At 71.2% G+C, this 24,050-nt stretch carries 23 protein-coding genes; 13 read left to right on the forward strand and 10 right to left on the reverse strand.

Annotated elements, in window-relative coordinates; all coding sequences use genetic code 11:
* Nucleotides 1-8: 8 nt before the first annotated feature.
* The 8 genes from trpE (at nucleotide 9) to lexA (ending at nucleotide 7,837) form a co-directional block, all read left to right on the forward strand.
* The gene (gene trpE, locus V5F67_RS14075; RefSeq protein WP_394017168.1) at nucleotides 9-1,520 is read left to right on the forward strand and encodes an anthranilate synthase component I; all 1,512 of its coding nucleotides are present in this window, start codon (nucleotides 9-11) and stop codon (nucleotides 1,518-1,520) included.
* A gap of 391 nt (nucleotides 1,521-1,911) precedes the next feature.
* On the forward strand, nucleotides 1,912-2,514 hold the full coding sequence (locus V5F67_RS14080) for an anthranilate synthase component II (protein WP_394017167.1): 603 nt from the start codon (nucleotides 1,912-1,914) through the stop codon (nucleotides 2,512-2,514).
* Nucleotides 2,515-2,714: 200 nt separating this feature from the next.
* Nucleotides 2,715-3,749, forward strand: a complete 1,035-nt coding sequence (gene trpD / locus V5F67_RS14085) for an anthranilate phosphoribosyltransferase (protein ID WP_394017166.1) — start codon at nucleotides 2,715-2,717, stop codon at nucleotides 3,747-3,749.
* Nucleotides 3,746-4,537: an indole-3-glycerol phosphate synthase TrpC gene (gene trpC / locus V5F67_RS14090; RefSeq protein ID WP_394017165.1), complete on the forward strand. Its 792-nt coding sequence runs from the start codon at nucleotides 3,746-3,748 to the stop codon at nucleotides 4,535-4,537. The genes trpD and trpC overlap by 4 nt, the downstream gene beginning before the upstream one ends.
* A 76-nt stretch (nucleotides 4,538-4,613) precedes the next feature.
* Entirely contained in the window at nucleotides 4,614-5,063 is a 450-nt protein-coding gene (locus V5F67_RS14095; RefSeq protein ID WP_394017164.1) for a DUF2147 domain-containing protein, read from the forward strand.
* Between the two features lie 163 nt (nucleotides 5,064-5,226).
* Nucleotides 5,227-5,724, forward strand: coding sequence for a cyclic pyranopterin monophosphate synthase MoaC (moaC, locus tag V5F67_RS14100; RefSeq protein ID WP_394017163.1), 498 nt, complete (start codon nucleotides 5,227-5,229; stop codon nucleotides 5,722-5,724).
* Between the two features lie 17 nt (nucleotides 5,725-5,741).
* Nucleotides 5,742-6,956, forward strand: coding sequence for a molybdopterin molybdotransferase MoeA (locus V5F67_RS14105; RefSeq protein WP_394017162.1), 1,215 nt, complete (start codon nucleotides 5,742-5,744; stop codon nucleotides 6,954-6,956).
* A gap of 170 nt (nucleotides 6,957-7,126) precedes the next feature.
* Complete coding sequence (lexA, locus tag V5F67_RS14110; protein WP_394017161.1) at nucleotides 7,127-7,837, forward strand: transcriptional repressor LexA; 711 nt, start codon at nucleotides 7,127-7,129, stop codon at nucleotides 7,835-7,837.
* A 168-nt stretch (nucleotides 7,838-8,005) separates the two neighbouring features.
* On the opposite strand, the gene V5F67_RS14115 is transcribed toward lexA, so the two are convergent.
* The gene (locus V5F67_RS14115) at nucleotides 8,006-10,684 is read right to left on the reverse strand and encodes a ComEC/Rec2 family competence protein (RefSeq protein ID WP_394017160.1); all 2,679 of its coding nucleotides are present in this window, start codon (nucleotides 10,682-10,684) and stop codon (nucleotides 8,006-8,008) included.
* A 283-nt stretch (nucleotides 10,685-10,967) separates the two neighbouring features.
* Between V5F67_RS14115 and gltX the strand changes: the two genes are divergently transcribed.
* Both gltX and V5F67_RS14125 read left to right on the forward strand, forming a co-directional pair.
* Complete coding sequence (gene gltX, locus V5F67_RS14120) at nucleotides 10,968-12,383, forward strand: glutamate--tRNA ligase (protein ID WP_394017159.1); 1,416 nt, start codon at nucleotides 10,968-10,970, stop codon at nucleotides 12,381-12,383.
* Entirely contained in the window at nucleotides 12,380-12,634 is a 255-nt protein-coding gene (locus tag V5F67_RS14125; RefSeq protein WP_394017158.1) for a sulfurtransferase TusA family protein, read from the forward strand. Before gltX ends, V5F67_RS14125 begins: the two co-directional genes overlap by 4 nt.
* An 89-nt stretch (nucleotides 12,635-12,723) precedes the next feature.
* Here the strand turns inward: V5F67_RS14125 and rpoZ are convergent, their stop codons facing one another.
* Nucleotides 12,724-13,107: a DNA-directed RNA polymerase subunit omega gene (rpoZ, locus tag V5F67_RS14130; protein WP_394017157.1), complete on the reverse strand. Its 384-nt coding sequence runs from the start codon at nucleotides 13,105-13,107 to the stop codon at nucleotides 12,724-12,726.
* 211 nt (nucleotides 13,108-13,318) lie between these two features.
* Here rpoZ and V5F67_RS14135 point away from each other — a divergent pair, with 211 nt between their 5' ends.
* Both V5F67_RS14135 and V5F67_RS14140 read left to right on the forward strand, forming a co-directional pair.
* Entirely contained in the window at nucleotides 13,319-13,924 is a 606-nt protein-coding gene (locus V5F67_RS14135) for a LabA-like NYN domain-containing protein (RefSeq protein WP_394017156.1), read from the forward strand.
* Nucleotides 13,924-14,592 (forward strand): uracil-DNA glycosylase, encoded by a 669-nt coding sequence (locus V5F67_RS14140; protein WP_394017155.1) that lies wholly within the window; start codon nucleotides 13,924-13,926, stop codon nucleotides 14,590-14,592. Before V5F67_RS14135 ends, V5F67_RS14140 begins: the two co-directional genes overlap by 1 nt.
* Here V5F67_RS14140 and V5F67_RS14145 read toward each other — a convergent pair.
* The 5 genes from V5F67_RS14145 to V5F67_RS14165 all read right to left on the reverse strand — a co-directional run bounded on the left by V5F67_RS14145 (nucleotide 14,571) and on the right by V5F67_RS14165 (nucleotide 18,135).
* The gene (locus V5F67_RS14145) at nucleotides 14,571-15,137 is read right to left on the reverse strand and encodes a peroxiredoxin (RefSeq protein WP_394017154.1); all 567 of its coding nucleotides are present in this window, start codon (nucleotides 15,135-15,137) and stop codon (nucleotides 14,571-14,573) included. The two genes, V5F67_RS14140 and V5F67_RS14145, sit on opposite strands and share 22 nt — an antisense overlap.
* On the reverse strand, nucleotides 15,134-15,529 hold the full coding sequence (locus V5F67_RS14150) for a VOC family protein (RefSeq protein WP_394017153.1): 396 nt from the start codon (nucleotides 15,527-15,529) through the stop codon (nucleotides 15,134-15,136). Before V5F67_RS14150 ends, V5F67_RS14145 begins: the two co-directional genes overlap by 4 nt.
* A gap of 13 nt (nucleotides 15,530-15,542) precedes the next feature.
* Nucleotides 15,543-16,019: an SsrA-binding protein SmpB gene (gene smpB / locus V5F67_RS14155; RefSeq protein ID WP_394017152.1), complete on the reverse strand. Its 477-nt coding sequence runs from the start codon at nucleotides 16,017-16,019 to the stop codon at nucleotides 15,543-15,545.
* A gap of 572 nt (nucleotides 16,020-16,591) precedes the next feature.
* Nucleotides 16,592-17,491 (reverse strand): 4-hydroxy-tetrahydrodipicolinate synthase, encoded by a 900-nt coding sequence (dapA, locus tag V5F67_RS14160; protein WP_394017151.1) that lies wholly within the window; start codon nucleotides 17,489-17,491, stop codon nucleotides 16,592-16,594.
* A 98-nt stretch (nucleotides 17,492-17,589) separates the two neighbouring features.
* Entirely contained in the window at nucleotides 17,590-18,135 is a 546-nt protein-coding gene (locus V5F67_RS14165) for a hypothetical protein (RefSeq protein ID WP_394017150.1), read from the reverse strand.
* Between V5F67_RS14165 and V5F67_RS14170 the strand changes: the two genes are divergently transcribed.
* Nucleotides 18,128-20,041, forward strand: a complete 1,914-nt coding sequence (locus V5F67_RS14170; RefSeq protein ID WP_394017149.1) for a lytic transglycosylase domain-containing protein — start codon at nucleotides 18,128-18,130, stop codon at nucleotides 20,039-20,041. The two genes, V5F67_RS14165 and V5F67_RS14170, sit on opposite strands and share 8 nt — an antisense overlap.
* Nucleotides 20,042-20,176: 135 nt before the next feature.
* Here V5F67_RS14170 and V5F67_RS14175 read toward each other — a convergent pair whose 3' ends face one another.
* The 3 genes from V5F67_RS14175 to V5F67_RS14185 all read right to left on the reverse strand — a co-directional run bounded on the left by V5F67_RS14175 (nucleotide 20,177) and on the right by V5F67_RS14185 (nucleotide 24,049).
* Nucleotides 20,177-20,872, reverse strand: coding sequence for a helix-hairpin-helix domain-containing protein (locus tag V5F67_RS14175; RefSeq protein ID WP_394017148.1), 696 nt, complete (start codon nucleotides 20,870-20,872; stop codon nucleotides 20,177-20,179).
* A gap of 106 nt (nucleotides 20,873-20,978) precedes the next feature.
* Nucleotides 20,979-23,195 carry an OmpA family protein gene (locus V5F67_RS14180; RefSeq protein WP_394017147.1) on the reverse strand — a complete coding sequence of 739 codons (2,217 nt, stop codon included), beginning with the start codon at nucleotides 23,193-23,195 and terminating at the stop codon, nucleotides 20,979-20,981.
* A gap of 266 nt (nucleotides 23,196-23,461) precedes the next feature.
* Entirely contained in the window at nucleotides 23,462-24,049 is a 588-nt protein-coding gene (locus tag V5F67_RS14185) for an adenylate kinase (protein WP_394017146.1), read from the reverse strand.
* Between the last annotated feature and the right edge of the window lies 1 nt (nucleotide 24,050).

A 24,050-nucleotide genomic window follows, 5' to 3' on the forward strand; every position in this document is an offset into this window, starting at 1 on the left:
GGCCCGCCATGAACGCCCCCACGGACTTCGAGCTGTTCGCGAGCCGCTACCTGAAGGGGGAGGCCCAGGTGGTCTCGACCACCCTGGTGGCCGACCTGGAGACCCCCGTCTCCGCCTTCCTGAAGATCGCCGGCGACACGCCCAACGCGTTCCTGCTGGAATCCGTCGAGGGCGGCGAGACGCGCGGGCGCTACTCCATGATCGGGCTGAAGCCCGACCTCATCTTCCGCGCCTCGGGCGACACCGCCGAGATCAACCGCACGCCGGACACGGACAAGGCCGCCTTCGCGCCCTGCCCCGGCAAGCCGCTGGAGGCGCTCAGGGCGCTGATCGCCGAAAGCGCCATCGACCTGCCGGAGGGCGCGCCGCCCATGGCGGCCGGCGTGTTCGGCTATCTCGGCTACGACATGGTGCGGCAGATGGAGAAGCTGGCTCCGGCCAAGCCCGATCCCATCGGCGTGCCCGAGGCACTGCTGATCCGCCCCACCATCATGATCGTGTTCGACGCGGTGAAGGACGAGCTCACCGCCGTCACCCCGGTGCGCCCGGCCCCGGGCGTGACGCCGCAGGCGGCCTATGAGGCGGCGCTCGACCGGCTGGAGCAGGTGGTCGAGGGCCTGGAGCGCGCCATCGCCCACCCCGCTCCCGACCCGTTCCACGGCGAAGTGGCCGCCACCTCCAACACCTCGGAGGCGGAATTCTGCGCCATGGTGGAGCAGGCCAAGGACTATATCCGCGCCGGCGACATCTTTCAGGTGGTGCTGTCGCAGCGCTTCGAGAGTCCGTTCGCGCTGCCGCCGTTCGCGCTCTACCGGGCGCTCCGGCGCGTCAACCCGGCGCCGTTCCTGGTCTATCTGAACTTCGACGGCTTCTCGGTGGTGTGCTCCTCCCCCGAGATCCTGGTGCGGCTGCGCGGCGGCATCGTCACCATCCGCCCGATCGCCGGCACGCGCCGGCGCGGCGCCACCCACGCCGAGGACGAGGCGCTCGCCGCCGAGCTGCTCGCCGACGCCAAGGAGCGGGCCGAGCACCTGATGCTGCTCGACCTCGGCCGCAACGACGTCGGCCGGGTGGCGCAGGTGGGCACGGTGAAGGTCACCGACAGCTTCTTCATCGAGCGCTACAGCCAGGTGATGCACATCGTCTCCAACGTCGAGGGCGCGGTGGACCGCCGCTTCGACGTGATCGACGCGCTCGCCGCGGGCTTCCCGGCCGGCACCGTCTCCGGCGCGCCCAAGGTGCGGGCCATGGAGATCATCGACGAGCTGGAGAAGGACAAGCGCGGCATCTATGCCGGCGCCATCGGCTATTTCGGCGCCAACGGCGAGATGGACACCTGCATCGTGCTGCGCACCGCCATCGTCAAGGACGGGCGCATGTACGTCCAGGCCGGCGCCGGCATCGTCTATGACAGCGTGCCGCAAAGCGAGCAGCAGGAGTGCGTGAACAAGGCCAAGGCCCTGTTCCGCGCCGGCGAGGAGGCGGTGCGCTTCGCCGCCCGGTCGAAGCGGGGGCAGTGAACCCGCGGGCGGCGGCGCTTTTCTCGCCGCCGTCCTTGTCCTACTGTCCCCATCCGGCGCCGGGCCTCCGCCCGCGCCTGGAGCGCGATCCGATCAAATTGAAACAATTTGATCGGTAAATCGCCCTCTAACTGAATGAGAGACAACGCGCGATCCGATCAGCTTGCGTTGCAAGCTGATGGGTGCGTGCTCTGGCGAGGTACGAGAACGCTCCATGGTCAGGGTCCGGCTTCAGACGGTGCATGCGGCGCGGCCGCTCGCAGCCCTCGGCCTGCCGGACGGGCGATGGTGCGGCGCGCGCTGAACCCGCTTGCCGCCTTTGCTTGACCCCGACCGCCGGGAGGCGCTTTAACCGCCCGGATTTCCCGAGAACCTCGGGCCTGGAGCCATCATGACCACCGTCACGCTGATCGATAATTACGACAGCTTCACCTACAACCTCGTGCACTATCTGGGCGAGCTCGGCGCCACCGTCACCGTGCACCGCAACGACAAGGTCTCGGTCGAGGACGTGCTGGCCGAGAAGCCGGACGCCATCGTGCTGTCCCCCGGCCCCTGCACTCCCAATGAGGCGGGCATCTGCCTCGACCTCATCGCCAAGGCGGGGGACAAGGTGCCGATCTTCGGCGTGTGCCTCGGCCACCAGGCCATCGGCCAGGTGTTCGGCGGCGACGTGGTGCGCGCGCCCTCGCCCATGCACGGCAAGATGAGCGAGATCCACCACCAGGGAAAAAGCGTGTTCCGCGGCCTCAACCGCGCCTTCCAGGCGACGCGCTACCATTCGCTCATCGTCGAGCGCGAGAGCCTGCCGGACGCGCTGGAGGTGACCGCCGAGACCGCGGACGGCCTCATCATGGGCCTCGCCCACAAGAGCCTGCCGATCCATGGCGTGCAGTTCCATCCGGAGAGCATCGCCTCGGAGAACGGGCACGCGCTGATCAAGAACTTCCTCGACCTCGCCGCCGACTTCAACGCGCGCAAGGGCAGGACATGAGCGCCAGTATCGCCGCATCCTCCGTGCCGCCCGCCCCCTCTCCCCGGCGCGAAGAGGGATGGGGTGAGGGGACGGCGCAGCGGGGGAGCTTGCTCCTCCCTGCCCGGCTGCGTTTCCCCTCACCCTGCCCTCTCCCCGCCGGGGAGAGGGTCGCCGCCGAGCGGACGCGCCGCGCGCCGACCAACCGCTGAGGACCAGCCATGGACCAGTTCAAGCCTCTCCTCGGCAAGGTCGCGACCGGCGCGAGCCTCTCGCGCGAGGAGGCGTCCTACGTGTTCGACCGGATGATGTCGGGCGAGGCCACGCCGTCGCAGATCGGCGCCCTGCTCATGGGGCTCAGGGTGCGCGGGGAGACCGTGGAGGAGATCACCGGCGCGGTCGCGGTGATGCGCGCCAAGATGCTGCCCGTGGCGGCGCCCGAGGGCGCGGTGGACGTGGTGGGCACGGGGGGCGATGCCTCCGGTTCCTACAACATCTCCACCTGCGCCTCGTTCATCGTCGCCGGCGCCGGGGTGCCGGTGGCCAAGCACGGCAACCGCGCGCTGTCCTCAAAGTCCGGCGCGGCGGACGTGCTCAGCGCGCTCGGCGTGCGCATCGACCTCGATCCCGCCGGCATCGCCCGCTGCATCGCCGAGGCCGGCATCGGTTTCATGTTCGCGCCATCTCACCATCCGGCCATGAAGCATGTGGGCCCGGCGCGGGTGGAGCTCGGCACCCGCACCATCTTCAACCTGCTCGGCCCGCTCTCGAATCCGGCCGGCGTCAAGCGCCAGATGGTGGGCGTGTTCGCCAAGTCCTGGATCGTCCCGCTCGCCGAGGTGCTGAGGGAGCTGGGCTCGGAACGCGCCTTCGTGGTGCACGGCTCGGACGGGCTCGACGAGATCACCATCTCCGGCTCCACAGACGTGGCGGCCCTGGAGGACGGCCGCATCCGCACCTTCGAGATCGCTCCGGAGGACGTGGGCCTCGACCGCGCGCCGGCAGAGGCGCTGAAGGGCGGGGACGCGGCGCACAATGCCGAAGCCCTGCGCGCGGTGCTCGCAGGGGCGCCGGGCGCCTATCGCGACGTGGCGCTGTTCAACGCCGCGGCGGCGCTGTTCGTCGCCGGCCGGGCCGCCGACCTGAAGGAGGGCGTCGCCCTCGCCCGCTTGAGCCTCGACGAAGGCGCCGCCCGGGCCCGGCTCGAGAAGCTGGTGGAGGTCTCCTCCGCCCTCGCCCCGGAGGGCGGACGATGAGCGACATCCTGACCCGCATCGAGGCCTACAAGCGCGAGGAGATCGCCTGCGCCAAGCGCTGCCGGCCGCTGGCGGCCATGGAGGCGGCGGCGCAGAGCGCCCCCCACGTGCGCCCGTTCGCCGGCGCCATCGCCGCGACCCTGGCGGAAGGGCGTACCGCGCTCATCGCCGAGATCAAGAAGGCGAGCCCGTCCAAGGGCCTCATCCGCGCCGATTTCGACCCGCCGGCGCTGGCGCGCGCCTACCAGCTGGGCGGCGCCACCTGCCTCTCGGTGCTCACCGACACCCCATCCTTCCAGGGCGCGCCGGACTACCTGAAGGAGGCACGGGCCGCCACCCGCCTGCCGGTGCTGCGCAAGGACTTCATGTACGACACCTACCAGGTGGTGGAGGCGCGCGCCTGGGGCGCGGACTGCATCCTCGTCATCATGGCGGGCGTGGACGACGCGCTCGCGCTCGACCTCGCCGAGGCGGCGGCCGGCCTCGGGATGGACTCCATTCTCGAGGTGCACGACGACGCGGAGCTGGAGCGGGCGCTGAAGCTGCCCTCGAAGCTCATCGGCATCAACAACCGCAACCTGCGCACCTTCGAGACCGACCTCGCCACCAGCGAGCGCCTCGCCCCGCGCGTTCCCAAGGACCGCATCGTCATCGGCGAGAGCGGCATCTTCGCGCCCGCCGACGTGGCGCGCCTCGCCGGGGTGGGGATCGGCACCATCCTGGTGGGGGAAAGCCTCATGCGGCAGGAGGATGTCGCATCGGCGACGTCATTCCTGCTCAACGCCTGATATTGCCGCATACGTCAATTTCCTCCTTAATAGGGGAGACGGCCCGCAGAGGCCGTGCTCATCGGGAGGAAAGTTCATGCGAAACATCCGCTCCAAGGTGTCGCCGGGCGTGGCGGCGCTCGCCGCCCTCCTCGTCGCCCCTGCTTGGCTCGCCTCGCCCGCCCTGGCGGCCGAGCCCACGGGCCTGTGGCAGACCGCATCGCGCGGCGGCCAGGTGGAAATCTACAGATGCGGCGCCGCCCTCTGCGGGCGCCTCGTGTCCTCGGAGGGGCTGAAGGCCGATCCCAACCTCAAGGACACCGCCAATTCCAACGCCGCGCAGCGCGGGCGGGCGCTGAGGAACCTCACCATCATGAGCGGCTTCTCGGGCGGCCCGAAGGAATGGAGCGGCGGCAGCATCTACAATGCCGAGGACGGCAAGACCTATTCCGGCTCCATCACCCTCGACGGCGACGACACCCTGAAGCTGCGCGGCTGCGTCGTCGCCCCGCTCTGCAAGACGCAGACCTGGACCCGCCTGCGCTGAACGGCGCTCGCCTCCCGGGCGCCTTTCGTCCGCGCTGATCCCGCCATCCGGGCGCGTCAGGGCGCCCGGCTGCTATCCTCCCGTCGCCGCTCCGCCTAGACTGCGCGCCGCCGGGCGGAGGCGATTCCTGCCGCATCGGCAGCAGAGGAACCGCCGCGACGCCATGACCGCGCCCACCAAACCCGCTCTGACCCACCTCGACGCCCAGGGCGCCGCCCGCATGGTGGACGTCTCCGACAAGGCGGTGACCGACCGCGAGGCGGTGGCGGAGGGCCATGTGGCCATGGCGCGCGAGGCCCTGGAGCTCATTCTCTCCGGCAACGCCAAGAAGGGCGACGTGCTCGGCGCGGCGCGGCTTGCCGGCATCATGGCCGCCAAGCGCACCCATGAGCTGATTCCGCTCTGCCACCCCCTCATGCTCTCCAAGGTGGAGGTGGAGCTTGCGCCCGATCCCGCTTTGCCCGGCCTGCGCATCACCGCGCGGGTGAAGACCTCCGGCCAGACCGGCGTCGAGATGGAGGCGCTGACGGCGGTCTCGGTGGCGGCCCTCACGGTCTACGACATGGCCAAGGCGGTCGACCGCGCCATGCGGATCGAAGGCGTGCGGCTGATCGAGAAATCCGGCGGGCGCAGCGGCCACTTCCGCGCCGAACCGCTCTGACCCGCGAGGCATCTCCCATGGCACTCATGAGCGTTGCTGAGGCCCTGAGCCTGGTCGCCGGCCCGGTGGAGCCGCTGGCCGAGGAATGGGTGCCGGTCGCCGCCGCCGCCGGCCGGGTGCTCGCCCGCGACCTTCTGGCGAACCGGTCCCAGCCGCCGGCCGACATGTCGGCCATGGACGGCTACGCTGTGCGCGCCGCCGACATCGTCGAGACCCCTTCCCGGCTCCGGGTGATCGGCGAATCCGCCGCCGGGCGGCCGTTCGCGGGCGCGGTGGGGCCGGGCGAATGCACGCGCATCTTCACCGGCGCGGTGCTGCCCGAGGGCACCGACACGGTGGTGATCCAGGAGAACACCGCCCGCGACGGCGACCTGATGACCACCACCGCGCCCACCGCCGCCCTGCGCAATGTCCGCAAGGCCGGCTGTGACTTCGCGAAGGGCGCGCCGGGACTTTCGGCCGGCCACCGGATCACCGCGCGCGACATGATGCTCGCCGCCGCCATGGATCACGCCGAGATCCCCGTCGCGCGGCGCCCGCGCGTGGCGCTGGTACAGACCGGGGACGAGCTGGTGATGCCGGGCCGCGGCACCGGCGCCGACAGCGAGATCGTGGTCTCCAACTCGTTCGGCCTCGCCGCCCTGGCCCGGGCCGCCGGCGCCGAGGTGATGGACCTCGGCGTGGTGCGGGACGACCTCGCCGCCATCCGCGCCGCCATCCGCCAGGCCATGGATGGGGGCGTCGACATCCTGGTCTCCTCCGGCGGCGCCTCGGTGGGCGACCACGATCTGATGGCTCCGGCGCTGAAGGCCGAGCAGGTTGAGCTCGAGGTGCACAAGATCGCGCTGCGCCCCGGAAAGCCGCTGATGTTCGGCCGGCGCGGCGCGTTGCGGGTGCTCGGCCTGCCCGGCAACCCGGTGTCGTCGCACGTCTGCGGGATGCTGTTCCTGGCGCCCTTGATCCGCGCGCTTCAGGGCGAGACCGCGCCGACCTACCGCACCGTTCCGGCCCGGCTCGGCTGCGACATGCCGGCCAATGACTGGCGCATGGACTTCATGCGCGCGACGCTCTCTGACGACGGCGCCGGCGGCCTGCTCGCGACGCCGCTGCCGGTCCAGGACAGTTCCCTGCTCTCGGTGCTCGCGGCGGCCGACGCGCTGCTCGTCCGCGATGCCGACGCGCCCGCCGCCAGCGCGGGGACGCCCTGCCAGGTGATCCTGTTCCAGGACTGAGCGACCCGCGTGGCCGCCTTTACGTCATCTTCACTACTTGCGGAACACAAAAGGAACAGATAGTAGTTGTTCATGATTTGTTTCTTCCCTCCGTTGCGGCGGCGGGGACGGACCGGCGGGATGGGCAAGGGGTGCCCACGGCCGGCGGGCAAGCGGCACGGGGGCGAAGAATGCTGACGCGAAAGCAATATGACCTGCTTCGGTTCATTCATGAGCGCCTCAAGGAAACCGGGGTACCCCCCTCCTTCGACGAGATGAAGGAGGCGCTGGATCTCCGCTCCAAGTCGGGCATCCACCGCCTCATCACCGCATTGGAGGAGCGTGGCTTCATCCGCCGCCTGCCGAACCGGGCGCGGGCGCTGGAAGTGGTGCGGCTGCCGGACAGCGTGGCGCCGGGCCTCGCCGCAGCGCGCGGCGGGCGCGGCTTTTCACCGGCCGTGATCGAAGGCAGCCTCGGCAAGGTGCGCCCGGTGGCCGAGGACGAGGACGGCGGCGGCCAGAGCGTCGCCGTGCCGGTCATGGGCCGGATCGCCGCCGGCACGCCCATCTCCGCCATCCAGTCGCGCAGCCACAACCTCAACATTCCCCCCGAGATGCTGGGCTCCGGCGAGCATTTCGCCCTGGAGGTGCGCGGCGACAGCATGATCGAGGCCGGCATCCTCGACGGCGACACGGTCCTGATCCGCCGCTGCGACAGCGCCGACACCGGCGACATCGTCGTCGCGTTGGTGGACGACGAGGAGGCGACCCTGAAGCGCCTACGCAAGAAGGGGGCCTCCATCGCCCTGGAGGCGGCGAATCCGGCCTACGAGACACGCATTTTCGGCCCCGACCGCGTCCGCATCCAGGGCCGCCTCGTGGGGCTGATGCGCCGCTATTGAGCCGAGCGCCGGCGCTCGGCGCGCGATGTCTCGATGCGATGACTGGACGCGATGTGTGGACGCGATGCCGTGTCCGGAAATGGATCGGCGGCGGCCCGTCGGCGCGGCAAAGCCGGGAAAAGGCTGAGACGTCGAATCGCGCCCTCGGCGCTGGTGCGCCCCATGGCCTCAGCGCGGGTCCGCCGCATCCGCTGCCAGGGCTTCGAGATCGAGGTCATCGGCGGCGTCCTCCTGACTGAGCGCCGGCAGGACCGGCATCCAGGGGCGGTGAAGCGAAGCCGGCCGGGTCGGGACCGCTTTCAGGGCTACCCAGGCGAGGGGGCCCCGCTGCTGCAGCGGGGCGATCATCGGTGCCGTTTCCGGCTCCGGCACGGGGACCGGACGGTTCAGGTCATCCCGCGCGGCGGGCGCGCGGCGGCCAGGGTGCTGCTCCGATGCGGAGGATGGAGGGTTCAGGCCATCCTGCGGGGGACCGTCCTGCGCGGGAGATCGTGCCTGGCGATCGGGTACCGGCGAATCGGGGCCGCCCGCCTCCTCGCCCGCCGGCAGGGCCTCGCCGGTTTGATCCCGATCCGCGCTGCGCATGCCGTGTGCGGCGGTGTCCATGCCGGCTTCCGAGATCTCCGGGTCCGGGATTGCGCCGCCGCGTCGAATCTCGGGCCGGCGCCCCTCCTCATGCCAGTCCGTGCCGGCGCGCGCCGCATCCGCTCCCGCCTGAGGCAGGAAGGCCAGCGTCCCGGTGCGCTCCAGGATCGCCGGCGTGATCACCCGCGCCGGGCACGCATGTGGCGCCGCATCGCGGGTGACGACGATGCGGGCTGTCAGGCAATCGGCCGCCAGGCCTTCGGCGCGGCGCGACACGGCGATGGCGCCACCGCTCGGCAGCGGCGCGACGCAGCCCGTGGGGTCGCAGGCGAAGGCCGCGGCGAGCGCCGGGTCGTCGGCGCTGCGCCGGTCGCCCTCGCGCGTCAGCCATTGCTCGGCGATCAGGCGGTGGGCGCGCGCGCCGATGACCGACAGCCGCCCGTCGGCGGCCCGCACCGCCACCGTCTCGCCGTTGGGCGCGATGAGGATTTCCGGGCGGAACGGCGCGGGCGCGACAATCACCGCCAGCGCCAGCGGTGCCAGAGCGAGCGCGCGCAGCGCGCCGCGCAGCAGGCACAGGCACAGCAGCGCGAGGCTCACGCATGACAGGCTGGCCGCTCCCATGACGCCGACCCGCTGGTCGGCGCCCGGCAGCGCCGCCACCCAGTCGGACGCGGCGAGCATGATCTCGATGCCGAATCCCATCACCGGCCAGGCGAGACTGTCCCAGCCGAGCGGCAGCAGAAGCACGCCGGCGAGGCCCGCCGGCATCACCACCAGCGACACCGCCGGCATGGCGGCGAGGTTCGCCAGCAGCCCGTAGGGCGCGAGCCGCTGGAAGTGGAAGGCGCCGTAAGGCGCGGTGGCGAGGCCCGCCACCAGCGAGGTCAGCGCGATGCCGGCGAAGAACACGCACAGCATGATCGCAGCGCGGGTAACCCATCCCTCCGCCCGCGGCAGAGCGCGCAGCGGCCGCAGTTGCTCGTAGGCCGCCACCAGAGCCAGCGTCGCCGCGAACGACATCTGCGTGCCCGGCTCCAGCGCCGCCTCGGGGGAGAGCGCCAGCACCAGCACCGCCGCCACCGCGACGGTGCGCAGCGTGAGCGCGGGGCGGCCGGCCGCGACCCCCGCCAGCACCAGCGCCGCCATCACGAAGGAGCGCTGCGCCGGCACGTCGTTGCCCGACAGGACGAGATAGAAGGCGCCGCCCGCAAGCGCGACGGCGGCGGCCATGGATTTGATGGGCCAGGAGAGCGCGAGCGGCGGCACCAGCGCCAGCAGCGCCCGCGCGGCCGCGAACAGCGTCCCCATCACCAGCGCCATGTGCAGGCCCGATATGGACAGGATGTGGGTGAGGCCGGACACCCGCATGCCCTCCTCCACCCGCTCGGGAATGGCGGAGCGGTCGCCGGCCACCAGCGCCACGGCGATCTCCGCCGGCGTTCCGCCGATCACCGCGCGGATGCGGGCGGAGAGGTCCTGGCGCATGGCGTCGACGGCGGTGGCGAAGCGCACGGAAGGCGGCGGCGGGCCGATATCCGGCGCCGGCTTCGGCCGGCCGAGGCCGTAGCCCACCGCGCCGATGCCGTCGAACCACGGGCCGCGTCCGAAATCGTGCGCGCCGGGCATGGCCGGCCCGAGCGGCGGCAGCAATTGGGCCAGCTGCGTCACCGGCGTGCCCACGGCCGGTGCCCAGCCCTTGCGCAAGGTGAGCCGCACCAGGTCCGGCGGACGGTCGAGGCCGCGCGCCGGCCGGCCGTCGAGCCGCAGCAGGATGCGGTCGCCCTTGGCACGGCGCTCCACCCGCTCCACGTGGCCCGCGAGCCGCACCGGGAAGCTCGGCGGCGCCGTCACCCCGTGGGCGATCAGCGCGGTGCGCAGCCCGGCGACGGAAAAGCCCGCGGCAACCGCAAGCAGCGCCAGAAGCAGCGCCAGCAGGAGCGGCCGTGCGCGCGCGGCGGCGGCGCCCGCCGCGAGCGCCGCCACCAGAACGCCCGACGCCACGAGGGACGGCTCCTGGTCGGCGCCGAAATAAAGCAGGATGCCCGCCGCGAACGCCGCCGGCAGCCACAGGATCAGCCGGCCGGACCGCATCTCCGCTGCGGCATCGCCGGCGATGCGGGCCCCGAGCGCATCCACGAGCGCGCCCGCGCGGCCGGGCGCCGGGCGCAGCACGCTTTCGCCCGGCAGCGGCAGAACGGCACCCGCCGCCGCGGTGCGTCCGCCGGCCCGCCGCCTCCCCGCCTCCATCCCCTGCCCCATCGGCCGGTCCCCGGACCTGAAAACGCCCGCGCCGTCATGATCGCACAGGTTGAAAGACCCGCGCCACACCCTCGGCAAGCGGACGCGCCGCCGCGGCCCTCCCAGTCGCGCTGCGCCTCCGCTCCTCCGCGCGGGCGCCACGGAGCCGCGGCCATATGCCTGCCGCCGCTCCTGTGCTACAGGGGCGACCCGCGAACAGCTCCCAACGCGCGGCTGTCCGGGCGCTTCGCGCGGCCCGCCTAAACCCGCCGTCCTTCGTCCCCCAGAGGTTTCCCGAGACGCCATGTCCGAGATCGTGACCCGCTTCGCCCCCTCCCCCACGGGCTTCCTCCACATCGGCGGCGCGCGGACGGCTTTGTTCAACTGGCTCTATGCGCGGCATACCGGCGGCAAGATGCTGCTGCGGATCGAGGATACCGACCGCCAGCGCTCCACCAAGGAGGCCATCGACGCCATCATCGCAGGGCTCGACTGGCTCGGCATCACCTGGGACGGCGAGCCGATCTACCAGTTCGCCCGCGCCGCGCGGCACCGCGAGGCGGTGGAGGAGATGCTGGCGAAGGGCAATGCCTATCGCTGCTGGGCGACGCCGGAGGAGCTCGACGAGATGCGCGAGCTCGCCCGCAAGGAGGGCCGCCCGCCGCGCTATGACGGGCGCTGGCGCGACCGCGATCCGGCCGAGGGGCCGAAGGACCGCGCCCCGGTCATCCGCCTGCGCGCGCCGCAGGCGGGCGAGACCGTGATCGAGGACATGGTGCAGGGCACCGTGACCTTCCCCAACAAGGACCTGGACGACCTGGTGCTGCTGCGCTCGGACGGCACCCCCACCTACATGCTGGCGGTGGTGGTGGACGACCACGACATGGGCGTCACCAACATCATCCGCGGCGACGACCACCTCACCAACGCCGCCCGCCAGACCCAGATCTACCGCGCGCTCGGCTGGGACGTGCCCCGCATGGCGCACATCCCGCTGATCCACGGGCCGGACGGGGCGAAGCTCTCCAAGCGCCACGGCGCGCTCGGCGTCGATGCCTATCGCGACATGGGCTACCTGCCGGCGGCGCTGCGCAACTACCTGGTGCGCCTCGGCTGGAGCCACGGCGACCAGGAGGTGTTCTCCACGAAGGAGATGATCGACTATTTCGATCTCGCCAAGGTGGGCCGCTCGGCAGCGCGCTTCGACTTCCAGAAGCTGGAAAACCTCAACGGCCACTACATGCGCGCCGCCTCCGATGCCGACCTGCTCGCGGCCATCGATGCGCTGGTGCCGCACCTGCCGGACGCCGCCCACCGCCTCGCCCGGATGACGCCCGAGCGCCGCTCCCAGCTCGCCGCGGCCATGCCTGGGCTGAAGGAGCGGGCGAAGACGGTGGTGGAGCTGCTGGACAACGCGGAGTTCATCTTCGTCGAGCGGCCGATCCCGCTGGACGAGAAGGCGGCCGCTCTGCTCACCGCCGATGGCCGGGCGCATCTCGGCAAGCTCCTGCCGCGGCTGGAGGCGGCCGAGTGGACGGCGGCCGGCACCGAGGCGGCGGTGCGCCAGTATGCGGAAGGCGCCGGTGTGAAGCTCGGCGCGGTGGCGCAGCCGCTGCGTGCCGCCCTGACCGGCAAGAGCACCTCGCCGCCCATCTTCGACGTGCTGACGGTGCTTGGCCGCGACGAGAGCCTCGCGCGCCTCAAGGACCAGGCGGTGTGAGCAAGCGGGGCGACGGCGCGCCGTCGCCGGACCTCGACCTGGACCTCAGGGGGCTGAAGTGCCCCCTGCCGGTGCTGCGCGCCCGCAAGGCGCTGGCCGCCCTGCCGCCGGGCGGGCGGGTGCGCCTCGTCTGCACCGACCCCATGGCGGCCATCGACATCCCCCACTTCGTCCGGGAGAGCGGCCACGTGCTGGAGCACCAGGAGCGGGCCGAAGGAGGGCTCGTCTTCGTGCTGCGGCGGGCGGAATGAGACGGGCGTGACAGGGGCACGCAAACAAAAACGGCCGGGCTTAAACCCGGCCGTTTTTGTTCTTCTCAATGACGGAACGCGCGGGCCGCTCAGCCCTCGTCGTCGTCGGTGTGCTCGGGCGGCACGAGGCCCTGCAGGCCGGCCAGCAGCTCCTGCTCGGTCATGCGGTCCATCTGCACGTCGTCGTCGCCGAGGCCCTCACCAGAGGTGATCATGGGCACCGCCTCGGGCTCGGGCTCGTCCACCTCGGTGTACTTCTGCAGCGAGTGGATGAGGTCTTCCAGAAGATCCTCGGGGCTCACCGTCTCGTCGGCGATCTCGCGCAGCGCCACCACCGGGTTCTTGTCGTTGTCGCGCTCGACCGTGATGGGCGCGCCGGAGGAGACCATGCGGGCGCGGTGGGCCGCGAGCAAGACCAGCTCGAAGCGGTTGTCCACCTTGTCGATGCAATCTTCCACGGTGACACGGGCCATGGGCTCGTCACTCCTTCATGCGCCAGCGACCAGGGCCAACGCCGGATGGGCTCAGGGAAGAGCGTGCGATACAGCAATTCACCACTTCCGGCAAGAGCGCTCTTGATTTCGCTTGCGTTGCAACGCCCTTCGTCGGAGAAAGGCGGCGGACGGCATATTTTAAAGTCGCTCTATCGTTACGCCCCAACCTCTTCCAGCGGCGGATATTTGTATGCAGGGCACTGAGAAGATCGCTCTCCTCATCGACGGCGCAAATCTTTACTCGGCTACCAAGGCGCTCGGTTTCGACATCGACTACAAGCGCCTCCTCAAAGAATTCCAGAGCCGCGGCTACCTTTTGCGCGCGTTCTACTACACGACTCTGATCGAGGACCAGGAATACTCCTCCATCCGCCCGCTTCTCGACTGGCTCGACTATAACGGCTACGCGGTGGTGACGAAGCTCGCCCGCGAGTTCACCGACGCCCAGGGCCGCCGCCGGGTGCGCGGCAACATGGACATCGAGATCGCCGTCGACGCCATGGAGCTGGCCGAGCACGTGGACCATATCGTGCTGTTCTCCGGCGACGGCGACTTCCGCTCGCTGGTGGAGGCGCTGCAGCGCAAGGGCGTGCGGGTCTCGGTGGTCTCCACCATCTCCACACAGCCGCCGCTGATCGCCGACGACCTGCGCCGCCAGGCGGACGTGTTCATCGATCTCGTGGAGCTTCAGCCCAAGATCGGCCGCGATCCCGGCGAGCGCGCCGGACGCATGCAGGAGACCCCGCGCTTCCTGGAGCGCCGCGGCTCGCCCGCGACCGAGAACGGCGACCTGTGATGGCCGCTTCGGCGGCCCCCTCCCCTTCCCCAACCAGTGAGCCGGACCACGACTGCCCCCTGTGCCCGCGCCTCGCCGCCTTCCGGCACGAATGGCGCGCGCTGGAGCCCTCATGGCACAACGCGCCGGTGCCGGGTTTCGGCCCGCTCTCGGCACGGCTGCTGATCGTCGGCCTCGCGCCGGGCCTGCGCGGCGCCAACCGCACGGGACGGCCCTTCACCGGCGATTTCGCCGGCGACCTGCTCTACTCGACGCTGCTCGCGTTCGGCTTCGCCGAAGGCCGCTACGGCGCGACCCCCGACGACGGCCTGGCGCTGAAGGACGCGCGCATCGTCAACGCCGTGCGCTGCGTGCCGCCGCAGAACAAGCCGACGCCGGAGGAGATCCGCACCTGCCGGCCGTTCCTCGGCGCGGCGATCGCCGAGATGGCGCATCTCCAGGCCATCGTGACGCTGGGCAAGATCGCCCACGATTCAACGGTTCTGGCGCTGGGCGCCCGCCCCGCGCACCTGAAGTTCGGCCATGGCGCCGAGGGCGTGGCGGGCGGGCGGCGCGTCATCGCGAGCTATCACTGCTCGCGCTACAACACCAATACCGGCGTGCTGACACCGGCGATGTTCCACGCCGTCTTCGCCGCCGCGCGGACCTATCTCGACGCCGCCCCCTGAAGGTGGGCGAGCACGTCGGCCGCGCTCTTGTCCGGCGGAAACACCGGATAGAAGACGTGCGAGATCGCGCCTTCGTTGATGATGAGCGTGATGCGCTTCAGGAGCCGCATCCCCTCCACCTCGAACATGGGCAGGCGGATGGCATGGGCAAGCTCGTGCCGCGCGTCGGAGAGCAGCGGGAACGGCAAGTGCAGCCGCTCCGCCACCTCCTTCTGCACCGGCGTCTCCTGGACCGAGAGGCCGAACACGTGATCGGCGCCCGCCGAACGCAGCAGATCGAAATGGTCGCGGAAGGAGCAGGCCTGGGGCGTGCAGCCGCGGGCGCCCGGGATATCGTCCCATCCGGTCGGCAGCGGCTCGCCCGGCACGCCGGTGCGCGGATAGACATAGACCACCGCAAGGCCGGAAAGACCGGACAGGTCCACCACCCGCCCGTCGGTCGCCGGCAGGCGGATGATGGGCAGCTCGAGTCCGGGCAAGTGGACGGCGGCGCCGTCGTCCTCGGGGGCCGGCAGGCCGTCGGGAAGGGTCTGGAACGCGCTCATGATGGGCTCCCGTAGGAGATGAATTCGAGCAGCGACCCGTCGGGATCGCGGAAATAGACGCTGGTGCCGGTGCCACCGGCGCCGAAGCGCGCGACCGGCCCCAGCTCCGGCACGATGCCGTGGCGCGCGAGATGGGCGACGGCGTCGGCGATGGGGCCGTCCCAGCGGAAGCACAGGTCGCTGTTGCCGGGCGCGACCGGGAGCCGCGCCACCGGCGTCGCCTCAACGCCGGGCCCGTGCAGGTTGAGCTGCCGCGCGCCGAAGCGATAGGCGAAGCCGCCGGTGGGCGTCCGGACCACCTCGGCGCCGAGCACGTCCCGGTAGAACGGGTTCGAGACCGAGAAATCGCTCACATGGACGACGCAATGGTCGAATGAAACCGGCAGCGCCATCCCTCCGCCCTTCCTAGCCGCGATCGCGCATCAGGCGCGCCTTGTCCCGCTCCCACGACTTCTCCTTCAGCGCCTCGCGCTTGTCGTGGCTCTTGCGGCCGCGGGCGATGGCGATCTCCACCTTCGCGCGGCCGCGGTCGTTGAAGTAGATCTTCAGCGGCACCACCGTCATGCCCTCGCGCTCCACCGCATGGCCGAGCTTGCTGATCTGCCGCTTGTGCAGCAGCAGCTTCCGGGGCCTCCGGGTCTCGTGGTTGAAGCGGTTGGCCTCCAGGTATTCCGGGATGTAGGCGTTGTAGAGCCACATCTCGCCGGACTTCTGGGCGGCATAGCTCTCGCCGATGGTGGCCTTGCCGGTGCGCAGGCTCTTCACCTCGGTGCCGGTCAGCGCGATCCCAGCCTCGAACACCTCGCCGATCTCATAGTCGAACCGCGCCCGCCTGTTGTCGGCGGCGATCTTGCGCGGCGCTTCGGTCTTCTTGCTGCTCATGGTGGGGAATGTGGTCGCACGGCCGCGCCGAAGCAAGCGGCAAGGGGCGTGTGGGTCAGGGACGGCGGCGGGCGGTGTGCACGATCGAGACGATGACGAGCTCGCCGGCTTCCGGATCGACACGAAATGTAGGGGTAGCCGTTGACGAGCACCTCGCGCGCGTCGGGAATGAAACCTGCCCTGTCCATCAGGGGGAACGAGCAAAGAAGGTCTATGGCATGTCGCAACGCCCGGCTGGTGTTGCGTGCGCCGGCCGGCGAATGCCGGCGCACATGAGCGAGAGCCTGATCGAGATCCCCCTTGGCGACCGGCGTGAACCGGATCTCCAAAGGTCAAACCGCCGCCAGATGTCCTCGACTTCCGCAGGGTCGGCAAATGCGCGGCGATGCGCCTGGGCAAGGCCGAGCCTGATGCGCTTCACCTGCTCCGGCGTCAGTTCGTAGCCGCCCGCGCCGCGCGAGATCGAGCAGAAGCTCGGCCGCGCGGTCCTGCTCCGCGTCGGGCAGCTTGCGGATTTCGGCGATGGCTTCGTCCAGCAGCTTGACCATAGTCCAAGCATACCAGACGCCGCCTCAGTTGATGAGGCCGGCATGCACCATGGCGCTGCGCACCACCGCCTGCGTGCTCTCGGACACCGGCACCATGGGCAGGCGCACCTCGTCGCTCATCTTGCCCAGCAGCGAGAGCGCATACTTGGTGGGCGCCGGGTTGGTCTCGATGAACAGCGCCGTGTGCAGCGGCATCAGCTGATCCTGGATCGCCAGCGCCCTCCTGAAGTCGCCGGCGAGGCAGGCGGTCTGGAATTCCGAGCACAGGCGCGGCGCGACGTTGGAGGTCACGGAGATGCAGCCCTGGCCGCCATGGGCCATGAAGCCGAGCGCGGTGGCGTCCTCGCCCGAGAGCTGGATGAAGCCCTCGCCCAGCACCTGCCGCTGCAGCGAGACCCGGGCCATGTTGGCGGTGGCGTCCTTGACCCCGGCGATGTTCTTGATCTCGAACAGCCGCGCCATGGTCTCCACCGACATGTCGATCACCGAGCGGCTCGGGATGTTGTAGATGAAGATCGGCAGGTCCACCGCGTCGGCGATGGCCTTGAAATGGCGGTAGAGCCCTTCCTGGGTGGGCTTGTTGTAATAGGGCGTCACCACCAGCAGCGCGCTCGCGCCCACCTTCTGGGCGTGCTCGGCGAGCGCGATGGCCTCAGCGGTGTTGTTGGAGCCGGCGCCGGCGATCACCGGCACGCGCCCGGCAGCCTGCTCGACCGCCCATTCCACCACCAGATTGTGCTCGGCATGGGAGACGGTGGGACTCTCGCCCGTGGTTCCCACCGGCACGAGGCCATGCGTCCCCTCGGCGATCTGCCAGTCCACGAGGCCGCGGAACGCCTTCTCATCGAGGACGCCGTCGCGGAACGGGGTGACGAGGGCGGTGAAGGACCCGCGAAAGGGCGACGACGATGGCAAGGGCGACATGGGGCGCCTCGTTTCCTGACAAAGAGTTGATCGACCGGCAGGTGGCCGGACCGGCGCTGCGGCTCCGTCGGCGATCGAGCGCGCGACGATCCGAACCCTTAGCCTGTCCTGGCGCGGCGGGAAAGGGCATCAGGCCCAGGTTGTGGCAGCCCCTCTTTCGCCCTCATCTTCCGCGACGATGTGGTTAGGGTTTCGTCAATTTGCATGGCGGAACATGCGGCGCTCATCGGACATCCGGGCCGCGAGGGTTCAATCATGTCGCCATTTTCGACCCTGATCCGTGCCAGCGCCGTGGCGATCACCGTCGCCACCGTCGGCGCGATGGCAGCGTCCCAGGCGGCGCCACTCCCGCCGACGCCACCCGATGCGAAGGCGTCCGGCACATCCAAGAGCTCCGATTCGAAGAAGGCGGACGCGAAGAAGACGGATGCCAAGAAGTCCGCCGCGAAGAAGGAACCGGCGAAGAAGGACGCGGCGAAGTCGGCAAGCGCGTCCGCGCCCATTCCGCCGGTCAAGCCCGGTTCCAGCAGCAGCCCGAAGTCCTCGTCCGGCAGCCAGTCCAAGGCCGGCGGCCCAACCCGTGCGACGGCGCCCGCGAAGCCTGCGGCCGCGCCCACGCTCGCGGCCTCCGCATCGATGCCCACCGGCGAGCTCTCCACGCTCAAGTCCGCGGTGGCCGCCGCGCGCAGCGGCAAGGGCACCGAGGCCCTCGCCATGGCCCGCGATCTCGACGACGAGGTGGCGCGCACGCTGGTAACGTGGCTCGTGATCCGGCATGCGCCGAACGACATCGGCTTCAACGGAATCAACGCCTTCCTGCAGGAAAAGCCGGGCTGGCCCACGCAGAACACCCTGCGCCGCCGCGCCGAGCGCATGCTGTTCCAGGAGAAGCGCGATCCCGCGACCATTCGCGCCTTCTTCGCGCAGCAGCCGCCGATCTCCGGCGAGGGCAAGATCGCGCTCGCCCGCGCGCTGATGGCCACCGGCAGCCGCTCCGACGCCGCCGACTGGCTGCGCGAGGCCTGGTACCAGGACGATCTGAACGAGAATTTCGAGGAGCAGGTGCTGGCCGAGTTCGGCTCGCTCCTCACCCGTGCCGACCACAAGGCCCGCGCCGACCGCTTCAGCTACACCGGCGACAGCGACCGCGCCCTGCGCGCGGCCAAGCGCGCCGGGTCCGACGTGGTGGCGCTCACCAAGGCGCGCCTTGCGGTGATGGCGAACGCGTCGAGCGCCGGCAAGCTCCTCGCCCAGGTGCCTTTCACCCTGACCGGCGATCCCGCTTTCCAGTTCGCCAAGGGCCGCCTGCTGCGCCGCGACGACAAGCCGGCCGAGGCCGCCAGCGCCCTGCTCCAGGGCGCGAAGAGCCAGAACGCAGCCCTCGCCCCCGACCAGTGGTGGATCGAGCGCCGTTTCGTCGCCCGCGACCTGATCGACGCTGGCGATGCGCGCACCGCCTATCGCATCGCCGCCACCGGCGTCGAGCCGGAGGCCAACAACTACCGCGCCGAGCAGCAGTTCACGGCCGGCTGGATCGCGCTGCGGTTCCTGAAGGACCCGCGCACGGCGAGCCAGCACTTCGCGGCCGCCGCCGAGGGGCAGTCGCACCCGATCACCCTGGCGCGCGCCTATTACTGGCAGGGCCGGGCCGCGGCCGCCGCCGGCGATCGCGGCACCGCGCAAGCCCGCTTCCAGGCGGCGGCGCAGTTCTCGACCGCCTACTATGGCCAATTGGCGCGCACCGAGCTCGGCGTCCAGCCTGTGGCGCTGCGCAACGCGGCGCAGCCCTCCTTCTCGGATCGCAACACCTTCCCGCGCATCGAGGCGGTGAAGGCGATCCGCCTGCTCTACGCCATCGGCGAGCGCGACATCCCGCTGACCATCTATTACGACCTCGCCTGGAACCTGAAGGAGCCCGGCCAGCTCACTCTGCTCGCCGAGCTGGCGCAGGCGAACGGCGACGCCCGCGGCGCCCTGGCTGTGGGGCGCGAGAGCCTCGGCGACGGCGGCATGCCCACCGACCTGATCGCCTTCCCGACCTCGGGCCTGCCGAACTACGCCTCCATCGGAACCCCGGTGGACAAGGCCATGGTCTATGCCGTGGCGCGCCAGGAAAGCCATTTCCATCCCGGCACGGTGTCGAGCGCCAAGGCCATGGGCCTGATGCAGGTGACGCCGGCCGCCGGCCGCCAGGTGGCGAAGGTCACGGGCGCCACCTACAACGAGGCGCGCCTGATGAGCGACCAGTCCTACAACGTGCAGTTCGGCGCCGCCGAGCTGGGCGAGCTGTGGGACATCTATGACGGCAATTGCGTGCTGGTGTTCGCCGCCTACAACGCCGGGCGCGGCAACGTGCGCAAGTGGATCGAGCGCTTCGGCGACCCGCGCGACCCGGACGTGGACGTGGTGGACTGGGTGGAGCGCATCCCGTTCGGCGAGACCCGCAACTATGTGCAGCGGGTGATGGAGAACTACCAAGTCTACAAGGTGCGCTTCAACATCCCGACCAAGCTCCAGCTGGAGGCGGACCTGCGCGGCGGCAAGCGCTGACACGCCCCAAGCCGCCCGCGACGCACCACCGGCCGCCTTCGGGCGGCCGGTGCCGTTTCAGGGCGACATCATCAGGACGGCCCCGCCCGCAACGCCGCGCGGATGCCGCCGCAGCCGACGGCGCTGCTGGAAGATTCAGCTCGGACGGCGCGGAGGCAGGCGCAGGTCCTCGAGCTTCACGCCGGCGATGAGCGCCTTGGCCTGACCGATCCAGTCCTCGCGCTCGATGCGCCCGGGAAAGGCGAGATAGGACCCCACCCACAGGGCCTCCTCCTCGGTCCAGCCGGCGATCTGGCTCAGGCTGTGGATGCCCAGCGCGTTGAGGCGCGCCTCGTTCTGCGGCCCGATGCCCTTGATGAGCTTGAGGTCGTCGCTGCCCGCCTCGGGCGCCTCCTGTGCCGGAGGCCGGCGCCCCGGATGGTCCGCGTCGGCCTTGCCCTTGGCGGCAGGCTTGGCTTGGGTCTTGGCTTGGGTCTTGGCTTGAGGCTGGGCGGCGGGCCTCGCGGCGGCCGTGGCCGGCTCCGAGGAGACATTGGAGGGCTCGGCGGTCCCGAGCAACAGCTCGCCCTGAACGGCCGGCGGCGGCACGTCGGCCGATTCCGCCGCGACCGCGGGGGCGACGTCATCGGCGTCCGCCCTGGCTTCGGCCGCGGCCCTGGTTTCCGCATCGGCGCCGGCGGCGGGCGCGGCCACGGCCGGGATGGCCGGCAAGGCGTCCACGCGCCCGACCGCCGCCCGCGTCCGGCGCGCGCGCAGATAGAGGCCGATGGCAAAGCCGATGGCGAAAATCAGCGCCAGGAGCAGCGCGGTCTCGATGGCGAACGCCCTCATGGCCGTCCTCCCCCTCTCGGCAGCGGCCGGCGCGCGCAATAGCCGGTGAGGAGGCCGAGGATCAGCGCGCCGATGAGATAGGGCCAGAGCGCCAGCGCGAGGTAGATCATTGCGAGGCTCCCTCCTTCACCGTGATCTCGATGCGCCGGTTGAGCGCCTTGCCCGCCTCGGTGTCGTTGGGCGCCACCGGGCGGGAGGTGCCGTAGCCGGCCGCCGAAAGGCGCTCGCGGGCGATGCCGGCATCGGCGAGATAGAGCACCACGGCATCGGCCCGCGCCTGCGACAGGCGCTGGTTGAAGTCGGAATCGCCGTCCGAGTCGGTGTGGCCCGTCACCTCGACGATCGAGCCTGGACAGCGCGCCAGCGAGAAGGCGAGCCGGTCGAGGAGCCCGAGGCTGCGGCGGTCGATGCGCTGGCTGCCGGAATCGAACAGGATCGTGGCCCGCACCAGGAGATCGTTGACCGACTTCTGGCACTCGGGCGCGCTGGCGGGCGGGCCCGGCGGAGAAGCCTCCAGCGCCGTCTCCACGGCGAACGGCGGCTTCAGGCGCCGCGCCAGATCGGCGGCGATCTCCGCGTCGGCGCCGGGGCGCAGGGTGGTGCCGGACAGGCGCATCTGGGTGTCGGTGAGGCGCATCTCGCCGGTGCCGAGGCGCGCGAGCTGGGACAGCCCGGCCTGCGCCGCGTCGAGGAAGCCCTTGGGCGCGCCGCCGCCGATGGCGGAGACGTCGTTGAGCTTCTCCTTGAGGAAGTCGCGCTCGAGCGCGGCGCGCAGCGCCTGGTGGGCGGGCTCGTCGGGATAGAAGCCCGAAAGGGTCAGCGCATCGCCCTCGCGCCGCACCGCGAACACGTAAGGCGAGATGGTGGGCGGGCGCACCGCGCTCGCGTCCACGCTCAGCCCCGCCGGCGGCTGGGCCGCCGCCTGGCGCAGGGTGCCGTAGGTCGCCGAATCGAGCGCCTCGCCGGAGAGCACCACCCGCGCGCCGCCCACGTCCGCCGATCCGCTGCGCAGCTTGGCGAGCTGCGCGACCGCGAAGCTGGAGGCCGCGGCCCAGGCCTCGGGGCTCGGCCCGCCTGAGGCAAGCCGCATCTCGTCCACCACGCCGACGCCCGGCAGCGCGCCGCGGGCCGCATCCACCAGAAGCCGGCGCGCCTCCTCAGAGGGCGCATAGCCCGAGAGCACCACCTTGTCCGGGAGGCGCGTCAGCTTCCAGGTGAACGGCGAGACGCGCGGCGGCTCGACCGCGAAGCGCGTGATCTGGAAGCCTTCCGGCGGCGTGCGCCGAAGCCCGGCGAGCACGTCATAGGCGACGAAATCCGGCGCCACGGCCTCGATGGAGATGGTGCTGTCGGCGAGCCCCACACGGCCGTTCGGCACCGCCGCCAGCGCGCGGCCCGCGAGCCGCACCGCGCGGAGCCAGAGGTCGGTCGCCGGCGCGCCGTCGGCAAGCCGCGTCTCGTCGCGGATATCGATCCCGGGCAGAAGACCGCGCAGCGCGCGCAGGGCCTCCGCCCGCGCATCCTCGGAGGGCACGTAGCCGGAGAGGCGGACGCCGCTGCCGTCGCGCGTGGCGACGAACAGGAAGGGCGAGGCCACCGGCGGGCGCACCGCGAAGCGCGCCAGCGTCATGCCGGGCGGCAGCGGGCCGTCCATGGTGGCGCGCAGGGCGTCGTAGCTGGCGAGATCCGCGGCGCGGCCCTCGATGGCCACGGCGCCGTCCGAGAGCGTGATCCGGCCGGACGGCAGCCGGTCGAGCTGGGCGATGGCGAAGGTGGCGAGCGCGGCGAAATCACCGGGCGGCGCGCCGCGCGCCCGCACCAGGCGTTCCTCTCCGGTCACGGTGGCGCCGGTGGCGCGGGCAGCCGCGGCGATGCGCTGGAGCGCCTCCTTGGATGGAACGTAGCCGTTGAGCGCCAGCGCGTTGCCGCTCTTCACGGCGCTGAAGGTGAACGGCCGGCGCTCGGGCAGCAGCGTCGTCTCGTCCTTCACCATCCTGACGCCGAACATGGCATCGAGCGAGGCGCGGACCTTGGCGCGCGCCTCCTCGGCCAGGGATTCGCCCGCAAGGGTCGCATCCCGGCCGTCGAACGAGACGACGGCCCAGGATTCGCCGCTGCGGTCCAGCACGGCGACGGCGCGCGCCGTGAGGTCGTCCTCCACCGGCCGCTGGGCGGTGGCGATGGTGACGATGGCCAGAAGCGCAAGGGCGGCAAGGCCCAGCAGCAGCACGCCCGGCCGCCACCGCCAAGGGCCGCGCGCGGCGCCCACCCCGTCCTTCGAGACCGTGCCGGACGAGACCGTGCCGGATGCGTCCTCAACCATGCGCCGCTGCCTCCATCCGCCGCCCCGCCGGGCGCCGGCCTGCCTCAGCCTCCCGGAGGATGATGCCGCCACTTCAGCATATTTCGGTGACGCTCCGAAAGCCGCCGCGCGCCATCAAGGAAGCGGCGGGCGCCGCGGCCGGGCACGGCAAAAGGCCGCGAAAACCTTTGGCTGCAAGAAAAAAAGGCGGGGACGGGGCGCGCAACGCGCCGCGTCCTCCGCCGAAAAAAATCTGCACGGCCCCGGGACGACCGATACCGGAGCGCTCAGGCCGCCTCGGCCAGAATCCCGTCGATGGCGCGCGTCACCTCGTCGATGGGCTTCATGCCGTCGATCTGCTTCAGCTGCCCCCGCGCGCTGTAGTAGGGCGAGACCACGGCGGTGTCGCGGTTATAGGCGTCGAGGCGGGCCTTGAAGACCTCCGGGTCGTCGTCCTTGCGCACCGGCTCGCCCTTGGCCTGGGCCTCGGCGGCGCGATTGAGGATGCGGCCCACCAGCTTCTCCTGGTCCACCACCAGCTCGATCACCGCGTCGAGCTTGAGGCCCTTCTCGGCGAGCAGGCGGTCGAGCGCCTCGGCCTGCGCCACGGTGCGCGGGAAGCCGTCGAGGATGAATCCGTTGCGGGCGTCCGGCGCTTCGATGCGCTCGGAGATGATGCCGATGACGATGTCATCGGAGACGAGGCCGCCCGATTCCATCACCGCCTTGGCCTTGAGGCCCACCGGCGTGCCCGCCGCCACCGCGGCGCGCAGCATGTCGCCCGTGGAGAGCTGAACGATCCCGTGACGGGCCACCAGCCGTTGCGCCTGCGTCCCCTTGCCGGCTCCGGGCGGTCCCAGCAGCACCAGCCTCATC

The organism is Xanthobacter pseudotagetidis (assembly GCF_043194795.2).
Classification (GTDB): Bacteria; Pseudomonadota; Alphaproteobacteria; order Rhizobiales; family Xanthobacteraceae; genus Xanthobacter; species Xanthobacter tagetidis_A.

Coding starts and splice junctions, on each gene's coding strand:
- smpB (WP_394017152.1), bottom strand. CDS start 16,019: ATGAGCAGCAAGAAGACCGAAGCGCCGCGCAAGATCGCCGCCGACAAC.
- rpoZ (WP_394017157.1), bottom strand. CDS start 13,107: ATGGCCCGTGTCACCGTGGAAGATTGCATCGACAAGGTGGACAACCGC.
- V5F67_RS14105 (WP_394017162.1), top strand. CDS start 5,742: ATGGCACTCATGAGCGTTGCTGAGGCCCTGAGCCTGGTCGCCGGCCCG.
- V5F67_RS14175 (WP_394017148.1), bottom strand. CDS start 20,872: ATGAGGGCGTTCGCCATCGAGACCGCGCTGCTCCTGGCGCTGATTTTC.
- V5F67_RS14115 (WP_394017160.1), bottom strand. CDS start 10,684: ATGGGGCAGGGGATGGAGGCGGGGAGGCGGCGGGCCGGCGGACGCACC.
- gltX (WP_394017159.1), top strand. CDS start 10,968: ATGTCCGAGATCGTGACCCGCTTCGCCCCCTCCCCCACGGGCTTCCTC.
- V5F67_RS14180 (WP_394017147.1), bottom strand. CDS start 23,195: ATGGTTGAGGACGCATCCGGCACGGTCTCGTCCGGCACGGTCTCGAAG.
- V5F67_RS14170 (WP_394017149.1), top strand. CDS start 18,128: ATGCCCACCGGCGAGCTCTCCACGCTCAAGTCCGCGGTGGCCGCCGCG.
- trpE (WP_394017168.1), top strand. CDS start 9: ATGAACGCCCCCACGGACTTCGAGCTGTTCGCGAGCCGCTACCTGAAG.
- V5F67_RS14080 (WP_394017167.1), top strand. CDS start 1,912: ATGACCACCGTCACGCTGATCGATAATTACGACAGCTTCACCTACAAC.
- dapA (WP_394017151.1), bottom strand. CDS start 17,491: ATGTCGCCCTTGCCATCGTCGTCGCCCTTTCGCGGGTCCTTCACCGCC.
- V5F67_RS14185 (WP_394017146.1), bottom strand. CDS start 24,049: ATGAGGCTGGTGCTGCTGGGACCGCCCGGAGCCGGCAAGGGGACGCAG.
- V5F67_RS14135 (WP_394017156.1), top strand. CDS start 13,319: ATGCAGGGCACTGAGAAGATCGCTCTCCTCATCGACGGCGCAAATCTT.
- V5F67_RS14150 (WP_394017153.1), bottom strand. CDS start 15,529: ATGGCGCTGCCGGTTTCATTCGACCATTGCGTCGTCCATGTGAGCGAT.
- lexA (WP_394017161.1), top strand. CDS start 7,127: ATGCTGACGCGAAAGCAATATGACCTGCTTCGGTTCATTCATGAGCGC.
- V5F67_RS14145 (WP_394017154.1), bottom strand. CDS start 15,137: ATGAGCGCGTTCCAGACCCTTCCCGACGGCCTGCCGGCCCCCGAGGAC.
- trpD (WP_394017166.1), top strand. CDS start 2,715: ATGGACCAGTTCAAGCCTCTCCTCGGCAAGGTCGCGACCGGCGCGAGC.
- trpC (WP_394017165.1), top strand. CDS start 3,746: ATGAGCGACATCCTGACCCGCATCGAGGCCTACAAGCGCGAGGAGATC.
- V5F67_RS14095 (WP_394017164.1), top strand. CDS start 4,614: ATGCGAAACATCCGCTCCAAGGTGTCGCCGGGCGTGGCGGCGCTCGCC.
- V5F67_RS14140 (WP_394017155.1), top strand. CDS start 13,924: ATGGCCGCTTCGGCGGCCCCCTCCCCTTCCCCAACCAGTGAGCCGGAC.
- moaC (WP_394017163.1), top strand. CDS start 5,227: ATGACCGCGCCCACCAAACCCGCTCTGACCCACCTCGACGCCCAGGGC.